Origin of the sequence: Blastococcus jejuensis (genome assembly GCF_039534705.1) — a bacterium.
GTDB lineage: Bacteria > Actinomycetota > Actinomycetes > Mycobacteriales > Geodermatophilaceae > Blastococcus_B > Blastococcus_B jejuensis.
Genome location: NZ_BAAAVV010000005.1, coordinates 63,218 through 75,805, shown reverse-complemented (window position 1 = coordinate 75,805; position 12,588 = coordinate 63,218). Strand labels below are relative to the sequence as shown.

Genomic DNA, 12,588 nt, shown 5'->3' with positions numbered 1-12,588 from the left:
ACCAGGGAGAACTGCGGAGAAGCCGACCTCTTGACCCCCCCGCCCGGATCCGACCTCGTCCGTGGCGGAAGATGGGTCGATCACCGACGTTGGTGAGGGGCCTACCATCCAGCGGACGGGGTGGACCGGGCCTCGAACCTATGCGGCGCGTCGCACGCCCTCGTATGGCGGAAGTCGCCAAGAATGGGGGTCGGCGTCCAGGGACAACTGACAGGATGGCAGTGTGTGGCAACCTGGACGGCGAACGGAGAGGGGACGCGTCGTGACGCAGGGTAGCGCCTCACCGGGCCCCTCGACACACCGTTACGAGTCGATTCCGTTCCGTCGCAACTGGGCGGTCGCCGAGTCGCGCGCCGACAGCCGCGACGAGCGGACCAGCTGGCAGGAGCGGATGGGCCTCACGGTCGAGGACGCCCTCGACCTCCCGGGCCTGGCCGGCACCGCCGTGGCCGCCGGAGCGTCGGGTCTGGGGCGCACGGTGCGGCACATGGTCGTCGACGACCCGACCGATCCGCTGGCCGGCGCGGGCCCCGACGTCCTCGTCGTCCTCGGTGCGCGGCTGCCCCCCGCCGACGCCGCCAACTGCCGCGCCCTCGTCGAGCGCCTCGACTCCATGGGCACCGCCGCCCTGGCCTACCGCCGCAGCGACGGCCCGGCCCCCGTGCCCGGCGAGGTGCTGGCCGAGGCCGACCGCCGCGGCCTGCCCGTGCTCGCCCTGCCCGCCGGGGTGCGCCTCGACGAGATCGTGTCCGAGGTCCTCGGCACCGTCGTCACCAAGCAGAGCCAGGCCCTGGCCCTCTCCTCCCGGATGGACGACGAGTTCATCGGCGTCGCCCTCACCGGCGGGGGGCTCGCCGAGGTCGCCCAGCGGCTGGCCGTGATGCTCGAGGGCGCCGCGGTCCTCGGGCTCGGCCCCGACCGCGAGGTCGTCACCAGCGCCGGGCCGCGCGAGGACGTCGAGGAGATCAGCGACTGGCTGTGGCTGCTCGACGCCGCTGCCGACGACGCCCTGGCCGAGCTCACCCCCTCCCGACGGCTCTCCGGGGTGCGCGCCGACCAGACGGTCGTCACCCCCGCCGACGTGCTCGCCGACGCCGACCTGTCACCGGCCGACGGCATCCTGCTCGTGCCCGGGCACCACCAGCTCCCCGGCGGGGTCGGGGAGTACGCGGTCGCGCCGATCATGGCCGGCGACCAGCGGCACGGCTGGCTGGTGGCCGTGCACCGGACCGGCGCGATGATGGTCGGCGCCGGTGGCGTGCTCGAGCGGGCCGCGGTCATCGCCGCGCTCTCGGTGATCCGGCTGCAGGCGGTCCACTCGGTGGAGCTGCGCTTCCAGGGAGACCTGGTGCGCCGGCTGGTGGGCGGCTCGGTCGGCCACACCGAGCGGACGCTGGCCTACACGCGGTCCTTCGGCTGGCGGCTCGACGGGCCGGTCGCCGTCCTGGTCACCGCCACCGAGACCGTCGCCGACGCGGCCGCCGACCCGACGAAGGCCCTCGACGTCCTCGACCGGCTCGCCGACGGCTGGCGCGCCGCCCTGGAGACCGAGGTCGCCGGCGCCGCCGTCGCCGGCCTGGCCACCGAGATCGTCACGTTGCTCCCGCTCGACGGGCGCACCCCCGAGGAGGTGTCCGCGCTCGTCTCGGCGGTCACCTCACGCGTCAACGGCCGGCTGCGGCGGGTGGGCCGGCTGCTCGGCACCGGGATCGGCCGCCCGGCCGAGTCGCTGTCGGCCCTGGCCGAGGCGCACCGCCAGGCCCAGCGCGCGCTGGGGGTCGGTCAGGAGATCCACGGCGGGACGGCGGTGACCCACTTCGACCAGCTCGGGGTGTTCCGGCTTCTCTCGCTCATCCCGGACAGCTCCGAGCTGCGTTCCTACGTCGACGAGGTGCTCGGCTCGCTGGCCGACGCGTCCGACGCCGACTCCGCCGACCTGCGCGAGACCCTGCGCGTGCTCCTGGAGACAAACCTCAACGTGGCCGAGTCGGCCCGCCGGCTGCACTTCCACTACAACACGATGCGCTACCGGATCGGCAAGCTGGAGCGGATGCTCGGGCCGTTCACGTCCGACCCGACGCTGCGGCTCAACCTGCTGCTGGCCCTGCACGCCGCCCGGATGCGCGGGCTGGACCAGCCGCACCGACCGCCGATCGAGGCCGGCCTGCTGATGCCGCCCGACGACGGCCTCGACGCCCTCGTCTGAAGCAGGACCCCGGAGCGTGACAGATGCCGTCGAGGGGCTGACCGGGCGCATGGCGGCGCTGCTCGCGTCGATGGACGGCGACCCGGCCCGCTTCTTCCTGGGCACGTACCTGCGCACCACCCGGGCGGTCGACGCGGCGCTGGCCCGCGGGCTGTTCGAGGACCCGCAGTGGGTGGCGGCGTGGGTCGTGGACTTCGCCGACCGCTACCTCGCCGCGCTGCGGGCCTGGCGGGCAGCGGCTCCCGACGTCCCCCTGCCCTGGCAGCTGGCGTTCGGCGCGAAGCCCGGCCTGCCGCCCGAGGCGCACGTGCTGCTGGGCATGAACGCGCACATCAACTACGACCTGCCGCCCTCGCTGCTCGCGATGATCCCGCCCGCGGACTTCGCCGACCCGCACCTGCTCGACCGCCGCCGCCGCGACCACGAGCGGATCGACGGCGTCCTGGCGTCCCGCGTCGCCGACGAGGACCTCGCGCTCCAGCGCGTGGGTGGCCGGCGGACGCCGGTGGACCGGCTGATCGCCCCGGCGAACCGCCACGCGGCCCGCACCTTCCTCAAGGAGGCTCGGCGCAAGGTGTGGCGCAACGCCCGTGCCCTGGACGCGGCGCGGCGGCGAGGGGACGGCGAGTACGCGATCCGGCTGGCCGACCTGGAGGAGGCCGCGGCCGCCCGGGTGCGCGACCTGCTGCGCCCGGGGCCGGTGCTGCTCCGGCTGGCCGTCCGCGGCTTCGGCGTCACGATCGCGCCCGCGCCGGGCGGCGCGCCGGCCTGATCCCCGGCAGGGTGGGGGAGGAGCGCCGCACCCGGCGGCGCGAGGAGGGAAGATCCCGCATGTCCGAACCCGCCCGTCCGCTGTCCGGCAAGGTCGCACTGGTCACCGGAGCCTCGTCGGGGATCGGCGAGGCCACGGCGGTCGCGCTCGCCGGAGCCGGTGCCGCCGTCGCCATCGGCGCCCGCCGCCGCGACCGGCTCGACGCGCTGACGGCGAAGCTCACCGACGGCGGCGCGTCGGTGCTGACGCTCGACCTCGACGTGACCGACGAGCAGGCCTGCGCCGATGCCGTCCGCCGGACGCGGGAGGAACTCGGCGGCCTGGACGTGCTGGTCAACAACGCCGGCGTGATGCTGCTCGGCACCATCCGCGGCGCCGACACCGAGGAGTGGCGCCGGATGATGCACACCAACGTCCTCGGCCTGATGTACATGACCCACGCCGCGATCGAGGGGATGGTCGAGCAGGGCTCCGGCGACGTCGTCAACGTGTCCAGCGTCGCCGGCCGCGTGGCCCGCAAGGGCGCGGGCGTCTACAACGCCAGCAAGTGGGCGGTGAACGCCTTCAGCGAGTCGTTGCGCCAGGAGGTGACGGCGAAGGGGGTCCGGATCGGCCTGGTCGAGCCCGGCGCCGTCACCACCGAGCTGAACACCCACATCACCCACCCGGGCGCGAAGGCCGCCTCGGAGAAGATGCACGCCAGCATGCGGGTGCTCGCGGCCGACGACATCGCCCGCGCGGTGCTCTACATGGTCAGCCAGCCGCCCCACGTGGCGATCAACGAGATCCTGGTCCGCCCCACCGACCAGGAGGGCTGATCGAGTCGGGTGGAGCAGGGGTCCTCTCTTTCAGTCCCGGAAGACCTCGATCGAGGCGCCCATCTCGACCAGCCGCTCGTAGAGGTGCTCGTAGCCGCGGGCGATGATGTCGACGTTGCGCAGCACCGACGTGCCCTTGGCCGCCAGCATCGCCAGCAGGATGCACACCGCCGGGCGCAGCGCGGGCGGGCACACGACCTCGGCGCTCGACCAGTGCGTCGGCCCGTCGATCAGCACGCGGTGCGGGTCGAGCAGCCGGACGTCGGCGCCCAGCCGCGTCAGGTCCGACAGGTGGATCGCCCGGTTGTCGTAGACCCAGTCGTGGATCAGCGTCGAGCCGGTCGCCGTCGCCGCGATGACGGCGAAGAACGGCAGGTTGTCGATGTTGAGGCCCGGGAACGGCATCGGGTGGATCTTGTCGAGCGGGGCCTGCAGGGTGGACGGCGAGATCGTGACGTCGGCCAACCGCGTGTGCCCGTTGTCGGCGAGGTACTCGGGGGAGAGCGAGTACCGCAGGCCCATCTCGGCGAGCACGGCCAGCTCGATCTCCAGGAAGTCGACCGGGGCCCGCCGCACGGTGAGCTCGGAGCCGGTGACGATGCCCGCGGTGAGCAGGCTCATCGCCTCCACCGGGTCCTCGCTGATCGTGTAGTCGACGTCGGCGTCCAACTCGGTGCTCCCGGTGACGACGAGCGTCGTCGTCCCCAGGCCCTCGATGCCGACGCCGAGCAGCCGCAGGTACAGGCAGAGGTCCTGCACCATGTAGTTGGAGCTGGCGTTGCGGATCGTCGTCGTGCCCTCGGTGCGCGCGGCGGCCAGCAGCGCGTTCTCGGTGACGGTGTCCCCGCGCTCGGTCAGGACGACGGTGCGGCTCGCCGCGCCGGTCGGTCGCACCGTCGCGTGGTACTCGCCCGCCCGGGCCTCCACGTCCAGGCCGAAGGGGCGCAGCGCGATCATGTGCGGCTGCACGGTGCGGGTGCCGAGGTCGCAGCCCCCGGCGTAGGGGAGCGCGAAGACCTCCGCCCGGTGCAGCAGCGGGCCCAGGAACATGATGATGCTGCGCGTGCGGCGGGCGGCGTCGGCGTCGATGCCGGCCACGTCCAGCTCGTCCGGGACGACGAGGGTGAGGTCGCGGCCCGCGTCGTCCCACGTGGCCGAGACGCCGATCGAGCGCAGCACATCGAGGATGCGGTCCACCTCGACGATGCGGGCCACGTTGCGCAGCGTCGTCCGACCGCGGTTGAGCAGGCAGGCGCAGAGCAGGGCGACCGCGGCGTTCTTCGACGACTTCACCGTCACGCTGCCCTGCAGGGGGCGGCCGCCGGTGACCCGCAGGTGGGTCGGCCCCGTCGGGCCGAGGGTGATCAGCTCGCTGTCGAGCGCGGCCGAGAGCCGGCCGAGCAGCTCGAGGGTCAGGTTCTGGTTGCCCTGCTCGATGCGGGCGATCGCGCTCTGGCTGGTGCCGAGGCGGTCGGCCAGCTGCTGCTGGGTCAGGCCGCGGTGGCGGCGGGCGTCGCGCACCAGGCTGCCGATGCGTCGGGTCACGGCGGCGGCGTCGGTGGTGTCGAGGGAAGAGTCGGTGACCGTCACCCGGGGCACGCTATCTCACATGTGAGATGCGAATCGGTGGAAGGCGGCGTCCAGGGCCTCCGCGGAGCCGGTGCCGTGGCCGCCCTGCTCGACGATCACCAGGTCGCTGCCCGGCCACTCGCGGTGCAGCTGCCAGGCGACGTCGGGCGGCCCGCTCACGTCCTGCCGGCCGGTGACGAGGACGGCGGGGATCCCCGACAACCGCGCCACCCCGCGCTGGAGCGCCCCGTCGGGGAGGAACCCGGCGTGCGACCAGTAGTGCGTGACCAGCCGGGTGAACTCCATCCGGAAGACCGGGTCCGCGAATCTCGGATTGGGCTGCCAGGCCGGGTCGAGGGAGACGTGGGTGTCCTCCCAGGCGCACCAGTCGCGTGCCGCCTGCTCCCGGACGGCGGGGTCGCCCGACTCGAGCAGGCGCGCGTAGGCCGCGGCCAGGTCGCCGTCCCGGTCGGCCTCGGGCACGCCGCCCCGGAACCGCTCCCAGGCCTCGGGCCAGATCCGCCCCATGTCCCGGGTGATCCACTCGACCTCGCGGGCGGTCGTCGTGCACACGGCCAGCAGCACCATCGCCGTGACGCGCTCGGGATGCGCCTGGGCGTAGGCGAGGCCGAGCGTCGTCCCCCAGGAGGCGCCGAACACCAGCCACCGGTCGATGCCGAGGTGCTCGCGCACGGCCTCCATGTCCGCGACCAGGGCGGTCGTGGTGTTGGCCGAGAGATCGGTCGCCGGATCGGCCGCCGAGGGCGTGCTGCGGCCGCAGTTGCGCTGGTGGATGACCACGGTCCGGTAGACGGCCGGGTCGAGCAGCCGGTGCATGCCCCGGGCCGGCGCCCCGGGGCCGCCGTGGACGACGACGGCGGGACGGGCCTCCCGGTCGCCGCGCGACTCCCAGTACACGGCGTTGCCCTCGCCCACCTCGAGCAGGCCGGATTCGTCGGGCTCGGTCTGGGGGTGGGGGGCGGGCACGACCGCATCCTGCCGGAAGGGGTGTGCCGGGCGGGGGCGTCACGACAGACTGGGCGGCGTGGACGTACTGGTCACCGGCGGCAGCGGTCATCTCGGTCAACGGCTCCTGGCGCCCCTGCAGGGTGCCGGGCACTCGGTCCGGCAGATGTCGCGGCGGGGCGCGGGCCCGGGTGGCGTGCGTGCCGACCTGGCCACCGGCCAGGGGCTGGCCGCGGCGCTGGCCGGGGCCGAGGTCGTCGTGCACGCGGCCAGCGATCCGCGGGGCGACCCGTGGCAGGTCGACGTCGCCGGCACGCGGCGCCTGGTGCAGGCGGTCGACCGCGATCGGCTGCGGCACCTGGTCTACGTCTCGATCGTCGGCGTCGACCGGATCCCGTTCAGCTACTACCGCGCTAAGTTCTCCGCCGAGCAGGTGCTGCTGGCCTCCGGCCTACCGGTGACGTTGCTGCGCGTCACCCAGTTCCACGACTTCGTCGACACGCTGCTCGAGACCGCCCGGAAGGGGCCGGTCCTGCCGGTGCCGATGGGCTGGCGGCTGCAGCCGGTCGACGTCGGCGAGGTCGCCGAGCACATCACCGGGCTGGTGGGTGCCGAGCCGGCCGGCGACGTGGTCGAGTTCGGCGGGCCGGAGGAGCTCACCGCCGCCGAGGTGGCGCGGGCCTGGGCGGCGGAGCGGGCGTCCGGGGCCCACGTGGTGGCCACGCCGGTGCCCGGCCGGATGAGCACCGCGGTGCGGGAGGGCGCCGCGCTGCCCTCGGGCGGCGGCCGGGGACGGCGGACCTACGCCGAGCACCTGCGCGGCTGAGGTCCGCACCGCGTCGGTCCTGCCAGTTCCCGCACCGCGACGGTCGACCTGGGTGCCGTGGCCGAAAGCCGCCGGGAATCGTCGTACCCGCCGCCTACTGTCCGCTCGTGAGCACGCAGACCCAGCCCGTCCCCTCCGCGAGCACCGCCCCGTCGGCCGGCATCGGCGGCCGCACGGTGCTCGCCGTCGTCGTGACGCTGCTCGCCTGGGCCTCGGCCTTCGTCGCGATCCGCGGGGTGGGGCGCGACTTCTCGCCCGGCGCGCTGGCGGTCGGCCGGCTGCTCATCGGCTCCGCGGTCCTCGCGCTGCTCATGCTGCGTGGCGGCTGGGTGCAACCCACCCGCCGCGAGTGGGCGCTCATCGCCTTCTGCGGGGTCGGCTGGTTCGGCATCTACAACGTCGCGCTCAACGCCGCCGAGCAGCACCTCGACGCCGGCACCACGGCGATGCTGGTGAACATCGGGCCGATCCTCATCGCCGTCTTCGCCGGGCTGATGCTGGGGGAGGGCTTCCCGCGCTGGCTGGTCGCCGGCATCGGCGTCTCGTTCGCCGGTGTGGTGCTGATCGGGGTGGCGACGCGGGGCGCCGAGACCGACCTGGTCGGTGTCGTTCTCTGCGTGGTGGCCGCCGTCGCGTACGCCGGCGGCGTGGTCGCGCAGAAGCCGGTGCTGCGCCGGCTTCCCGGCATCCAGGTCACCTTCCTCGCCTGCGCCATCGGCGCGGCCTGCTGCCTGCCGTGGGCCGGTGTGCTGGTCGGGGAGCTGGGTGCCGCCTCGGGGGCGTCGATCGCCGGCATGGTCTACCTCGGCGTGGTGCCGACGGCGCTGGCATTCAGCACCTGGGCCTACGCGCTGCGCCGGATGGACGCCGGGCGGCTGGGGGTGACCACCTACCTGGTGCCACCCCTGGTGATCCTGCTCGGCTGGCTGCTGCTCGACGAGGTCCCCCCGGCGCTGGCACTGCTCGGCGGCGTCGTCTGCCTGGCGGGTGTGGCGCTGTCCCGTCGCCGCGCTCGGGTGCGGCCACCGGTGCCGGCCGCGCAGGAAGCCGGCCCGACCGCCTGAGCCCGGCGTGACCGGGTGAGGGCCGGGAACGCGCACGCCGGGCTGCGGATGCGCTAGACCTCCGCCGTGACCGATCCATCGGCGTCCGGCCCGCTCGTCGTCACCGGCGCCCGGCTGCGCGACGGCCGGGTCGTCGACGTCCACTGTGCCGGGGGGCTCGTCACCGCGATGGTGCCGGCGGACGCCCTGCACGTACCCGGCGGGGCGACCCGGATCGACGCCGGCGGCGGGCTGGTCACCGAGCCCTTCGTCGACGCCCACCTGCACCTGGACAAGGTGCGCACGCTGCCGCTGATCGGCGACGAGGCGCTCCGGGCCTACACGGCCGACGGCATGGCCGGCTCCGCGCGCAGCATCGACCTGGCCAGCGCCGTCAAGCGGCACTACACCGTCGAGCGGCTGCTGCCGAACATCCGGCAGGCGCTGCAGGACGGCCTGACCCACGGCGTCCTGCACGTCCAGGCCTTCGCCGACGTCGACACCGCGGCGGGCCTGGTCGGGTTCGAGGCGGTCGACCTCGCCCGCCGCGAGTTCGCCGGCCGGGTCGACGTCGCGCTCGTGGCCTTCCCGCAGGACGGCGTGCTGCGCGACCCGGGCGCCGCGGACCTCGTCGAGCAGGCGCTCGCCGCCGGGGCCGACGTCGTCGGCGGCATCCCGTGGATCGAGGAGTCCGTCGCCGACCAGCAGGCCCACGTGGAGTGGGCGTGCGCGCTGGCCGCCCGGCTCGGCCGCCGGGTGGCCATGCTGACCGACGACGCGCCCGACCCGTCCCTCGGGACGACGGGCATGCTCGCCGAGGCCATGCTGCGGCACGGGCTGACCGGTCGCGGGGTCGCCTGCCACGCCCGGGCGCTGGGCCACTATCCCGAGGAGCGGCTGACCGCGGTGCTCGACCTGGCCCGCGAGGCCGGGCTGGGCCTGGTCAGCGACCCGCACACCGGCTCGGTGGCGCTCCCGGTCGAGCGGGCACTGGCGGCGGGGGTGGCGGTGGCGCTCGGGCAGGACGACATCGAGGACGCGTACTACCCCTTCGGCCGGCACAGCCTGCTCGAGGTGGCCTTCCTGGCCGCGCACCTGCTGGACATGCGCTCGGCGCCGCAGCAGGAGGTGCTCGTCGACCTGGTCACGACCTCGGCCGCCCGCGTGCTCGGGCTCGGGTCCTACGGGCTGCGCGAGGGCGGCCCGGCCGACCTCCTGGTGCACGACGCACAGCGCACGGTGGACCTGCTGGCGCGCCACGCGGCGCCCCGGGCCGTTCTCCGCGCCGGCCGGGTCGTCGCCGGGGCGGATGCGTGAGCCGGGCGGGTGCGGGCGGGGCCGCCCGGCCGCCGGTCAGAGGTAGGCGCGGGGGTCCAGCGCCGGCAGCTCGCCGGGGACGATCCGCCGTCCGGAGATCTCGTGGGTGATCAGCCGGAGCCAGTGCCCCTTGTCGCCCGGCGCCCACGGCTGGACGCCGCTCTCCTCGGTGCTGGCCACGAGCTCCGCGCGGTGCGCCTCGGTCACCTCCTCGGCCTGGCCGCGGATCAGCACGCTCCAGCCGCTGCGCGCGGCCCGGTCGACCTCGTCGACCTCGAAGGTGACGTTGGCGTGCTCGGCGGCGTGCAGGATCGTGCCGGCGTGCGTCCGGATCACCACCGTCGTGCCGTCGAGGCGGTAGTTGACCGGGAGGATCAGCGGATAGTGGTCGGCCACGACCCCGATGCGCCCGATCTCGTGCGTTGCGAGGAGGCGGTAGCACTCCTCGGTCGGGAGCACGTTCATCGTCGGGTCCGAGCCACCGTTGGTCATGGCCCCATCCTGGCCAGTGCCCGCCGAGTGCGCAGTAGGGAAGGCTGAGAAGGTAGGCAGCAGCGCGGCGTCCCGGACGCGGCGCAGACCTTGGAGCAGGGGGTGTGGCGGTGGAGCAGCAGGACTGGGCGCAGGTGGTCGCGGCCGCGACGCGGGCGCCGTCGATCCACAACACGCAGCCGTGGCGGTTCCGCGCGACCGCCGACCGGCTGGACGTGTTCTTCGACCCCGGCCGCGCCCTGCCGGTGCTCGACCCCACCGCGCGCCAGCAGGTCATCAGCTGCGGCATCGCCGTCGAGTTCGCCGTCGTCGCCCTCGCCGCCCAGGGGAAGGCCGCCGAGGTGGACCTGCTGCCGGATCCGGGCGACCCCGACCACCTCGCCGTCCTGCGGGTGACCGGCGCGGCGGCGACCGGAGCCGACGACGCCGCCTTGGCGACGGCGATCGAGCGCCGCCACACGGTCCGCGCGCCGTTCCTGCCCCGGGCGGTGCCCCAGGAGCTGATCGACCGGATCCAGGTCGAGGCGGGGCGGTTCGGCACGTGGGTCAAGCCGATCACGCGCGAGGAGGAGGAGGTCGCCACCGTCTTCCTCCTCTCCCGGGCCGAGGAGATCGAGCAGAGCGACCCGGCCTACCTCGCCGAGCTCGAGAGCTGGATGCGCACGGAGCCCGGCGCCGTCGACGGTGTCCCGGTCGAGGCCGTGCCCTCCGACGACCCGCAGGCGCGCCCGTCCAACTGGCTCATCCGCGACTTCGTGGTGGGCAGCCGGGAGCGCGCCGACTTCCTGCCCGGCCAGGACCCGGACGCGCCGCCGCCGGAGGTCGAGCGGCCCGCCGTCGTGCTGCTGGGCACCGACGAGGACGACCGGGACGACTGGCTGATGGCCGGCCGTGCGCTGGCCCGCGCGCTGCTGATCGTCACCGTGGACGGCGTCGCGGCGTCGCCGCTGACCCAGGCGCTGGACTGGCCGTCCACCCGCTCGCGGCTGCAGTCCCGGCTCTCGCTGGTGGGCCACCCGCAGATGCTGCTGCGGATGGGGTACCCGCCGGACCTGCCCGACGGCGCGGTCAGTGGCCGCCGGCCGGTCGCCGAGGTGCTCGACTTCGGCTGAGCCCCCGTCAGTCGCCGGGGCGCACCCTGGTCGACCAGTGGTCGTCGTCGGCGGTCTCCTGCTCGCGGGTCGCCTCGTGGCGACGGGCGGCCGCCTCCAGCGCCTCGTCGCGCAGCCGGTCCTGCTCGGCCTTCTCCTCGCGGGCCCGTGCCCGGGCCGCGAGCCGCTCGTCGCGGGCCGCGGTCGCAGCGGCCGGGTCGGCCCCGGACCGCCAGAGCGTCGCGCCGGCCAGGGCCAGGGCGATCGGCAGCACGTAGGCGGCCGCCCGCTCGGTGCCGCCCTCGCCCAGGAACGACGTCACTCCGGTCAGGAAGAACACGGTGCCCGCGGTCCCGATCAGGCCGAGGACCGCCAGGGCCGTGCCGACCAGCTCCGAGCGGGGGCGGAGGGTGTACGCGAGCGCGATCAGCCCGAGGCCGCCGCCGACGAGGTAGAGCACGGCCCCGGCGCGGTGCGCGGTCACGTTGCCGTCGAGGGGGAACACGCCGACCAGCAGCACTCCGACGGCGGCCAGGGCGAGCAGCCCGACGGCGATGCGCCCGGCGGTCCCGCGCAACAGCGGGCGCAGCGCCACCGCCCCGGCCAGGATCAGCGCCGCCTGCGCCACGAACGAGGCGTTCATCAGCTGGGCCGCCGGCGAGGTCGAACCTCCCAGCGCGCTGATGACATCGGCGGACCGCGAGTACCCGCCCCCGAACCGGACCTGCACCACGGTCTCGACGACGAAGAACTGGAGGGTCAGCAGCCAGGCGAGGGCGCCCCAGCGCAGCCGGTGGGCAATCACGGGCGCCATCGTCGCAGGCCGGTCGGGGCCGCCACCGGAGGCCGGTGGCGGTCGCCGGCTAATCGGTGGCCGCGTGCTCGTCGGCTCCGGCCGGGTTCGCGTCATCGGACCCGACCATCTGGCGCTCGTGCTCCGTGCGGTGCTCGAGCACCTCGTCGCTCGGGTGCGGGTCCTTGGCGTGCTGCGTCCGGTCCGGCGTCGGGTGCTCCTCGGGCACGATGACGTCGTCGAGGGTCGGGCCGTCGTTCGGGGCGGTCATGGGGGACTCCGTCCGGAAGGGGATGCGTCGTCGAGGGCATAGCCCGCCGGCGACCCCGCCAACCGTGATCAGCGCGGCTCGAGCCGGGCGGCCGGCAGCCACGACTCCACGAGCGCCGGGCCGTGCGGTCCGGTCACCGTGTAGGCGACCCGGCCCTGCCACGCGCCGCCCCGCTGCCGCCACTCCACCAGCAGGCCCGGCCACACGCCGGCCGCCTCGGGCGGGTCGCGCACCCAGCAGTGCCGGCCCTCCCCGCCGTCGCCGGCCGCGGCGTAGGCGGGGCCCGGCTCCGGTGCCTCCACGCGGAGGCCGGAGGCGGCGGCCCGCTCACCGAGGGAGCGACCGCCGCGTCCAGGAGTCATGCCGCCGGCCACCGGAGCAGTGTCGCACGTCTGTCGAACGTGTGTTCGACGGATCAGCGTCC

At 75.0% G+C, this 12,588-nt stretch carries 13 protein-coding genes; 7 read left to right on the top strand and 6 right to left on the bottom strand.

Going from position 1 to position 12,588, the window contains the following annotated elements; translation table 11 throughout:
• The first annotated feature begins 262 nt into the window (after positions 1-262).
• Genes ABD644_RS11850 through ABD644_RS11840 form a run of 3 tightly spaced genes read left to right on the top strand, consistent with a single transcriptional unit; the run spans position 263 to position 3,796 of the window.
• Positions 263-2,206 (top strand): PucR family transcriptional regulator, encoded by a 1,944-nt coding sequence (locus ABD644_RS11850; protein WP_344689086.1) that lies wholly within the window; start codon positions 263-265, stop codon positions 2,204-2,206.
• A gap of 16 nt (positions 2,207-2,222) precedes the next feature.
• Positions 2,223-2,978, top strand: a complete 756-nt coding sequence (locus tag ABD644_RS11845; protein WP_344689085.1) for a DUF5995 family protein — start codon at positions 2,223-2,225, stop codon at positions 2,976-2,978.
• A gap of 59 nt (positions 2,979-3,037) precedes the next feature.
• Complete coding sequence (locus ABD644_RS11840; RefSeq protein ID WP_344689084.1) at positions 3,038-3,796, top strand: SDR family NAD(P)-dependent oxidoreductase; 759 nt, start codon at positions 3,038-3,040, stop codon at positions 3,794-3,796.
• Between the two features lie 30 nt (positions 3,797-3,826).
• Here the strand turns inward: ABD644_RS11840 and ABD644_RS11835 are convergent, their stop codons facing one another.
• Both ABD644_RS11835 and ABD644_RS11830 read right to left on the bottom strand, forming a co-directional pair.
• Positions 3,827-5,386, bottom strand: a complete 1,560-nt coding sequence (locus tag ABD644_RS11835) for a helix-turn-helix domain-containing protein (protein ID WP_344689083.1) — start codon at positions 5,384-5,386, stop codon at positions 3,827-3,829.
• 15 nt (positions 5,387-5,401) lie between these two features.
• Positions 5,402-6,352, bottom strand: a complete 951-nt coding sequence (locus ABD644_RS11830) for an alpha/beta fold hydrolase (RefSeq protein WP_344689082.1) — start codon at positions 6,350-6,352, stop codon at positions 5,402-5,404.
• A 58-nt stretch (positions 6,353-6,410) separates the two neighbouring features.
• On the opposite strand from ABD644_RS11830, the gene ABD644_RS11825 reads away from it, so the two are divergent.
• From ABD644_RS11825 to ABD644_RS11815, 3 genes are all read left to right on the top strand, one after another.
• Positions 6,411-7,157, top strand: a complete 747-nt coding sequence (locus tag ABD644_RS11825; RefSeq protein WP_344689080.1) for an SDR family oxidoreductase — start codon at positions 6,411-6,413, stop codon at positions 7,155-7,157.
• Between the two features lie 107 nt (positions 7,158-7,264).
• On the top strand, positions 7,265-8,221 hold the full coding sequence (locus ABD644_RS11820; RefSeq protein WP_344689079.1) for a DMT family transporter: 957 nt from the start codon (positions 7,265-7,267) through the stop codon (positions 8,219-8,221).
• Positions 8,222-8,287: 66 nt separating this feature from the next.
• Complete coding sequence (locus tag ABD644_RS11815; RefSeq protein ID WP_344689078.1) at positions 8,288-9,517, top strand: amidohydrolase family protein; 1,230 nt, start codon at positions 8,288-8,290, stop codon at positions 9,515-9,517.
• A gap of 36 nt (positions 9,518-9,553) precedes the next feature.
• Here ABD644_RS11815 and ABD644_RS11810 read toward each other — a convergent pair whose 3' ends face one another.
• Positions 9,554-10,009 (bottom strand): pyridoxamine 5'-phosphate oxidase family protein, encoded by a 456-nt coding sequence (locus tag ABD644_RS11810; protein WP_344689077.1) that lies wholly within the window; start codon positions 10,007-10,009, stop codon positions 9,554-9,556.
• Between the two features lie 110 nt (positions 10,010-10,119).
• Here ABD644_RS11810 and ABD644_RS11805 point away from each other — a divergent pair, with 110 nt between their 5' ends.
• The gene (locus ABD644_RS11805) at positions 10,120-11,121 is read left to right on the top strand and encodes an Acg family FMN-binding oxidoreductase (protein WP_344689076.1); all 1,002 of its coding nucleotides are present in this window, start codon (positions 10,120-10,122) and stop codon (positions 11,119-11,121) included.
• A 7-nt stretch (positions 11,122-11,128) separates the two neighbouring features.
• Here the strand turns inward: ABD644_RS11805 and ABD644_RS11800 are convergent, their stop codons facing one another.
• The 3 genes from ABD644_RS11800 to ABD644_RS11790 form a co-directional block, all read right to left on the bottom strand.
• The gene (locus ABD644_RS11800) at positions 11,129-11,914 is read right to left on the bottom strand and encodes a DUF998 domain-containing protein (RefSeq protein WP_344689075.1); all 786 of its coding nucleotides are present in this window, start codon (positions 11,912-11,914) and stop codon (positions 11,129-11,131) included.
• Positions 11,915-11,963: 49 nt separating this feature from the next.
• Complete coding sequence (locus ABD644_RS11795; protein WP_344689074.1) at positions 11,964-12,164, bottom strand: hypothetical protein; 201 nt, start codon at positions 12,162-12,164, stop codon at positions 11,964-11,966.
• A gap of 68 nt (positions 12,165-12,232) precedes the next feature.
• The gene (locus ABD644_RS11790) at positions 12,233-12,526 is read right to left on the bottom strand and encodes a hypothetical protein (protein ID WP_344689073.1); all 294 of its coding nucleotides are present in this window, start codon (positions 12,524-12,526) and stop codon (positions 12,233-12,235) included.
• Between the last annotated feature and the right edge of the window lie 62 nt (positions 12,527-12,588).

Coding starts and splice junctions, on each gene's coding strand:
- ABD644_RS11810 (WP_344689077.1), bottom strand. CDS start 10,009: ATGACCAACGGTGGCTCGGACCCGACGATGAACGTGCTCCCGACCGAG.
- ABD644_RS11800 (WP_344689075.1), bottom strand. CDS start 11,914: ATGGCGCCCGTGATTGCCCACCGGCTGCGCTGGGGCGCCCTCGCCTGG.
- ABD644_RS11790 (WP_344689073.1), bottom strand. CDS start 12,526: ATGACTCCTGGACGCGGCGGTCGCTCCCTCGGTGAGCGGGCCGCCGCC.
- ABD644_RS11840 (WP_344689084.1), top strand. CDS start 3,038: ATGTCCGAACCCGCCCGTCCGCTGTCCGGCAAGGTCGCACTGGTCACC.
- ABD644_RS11795 (WP_344689074.1), bottom strand. CDS start 12,164: ATGACCGCCCCGAACGACGGCCCGACCCTCGACGACGTCATCGTGCCC.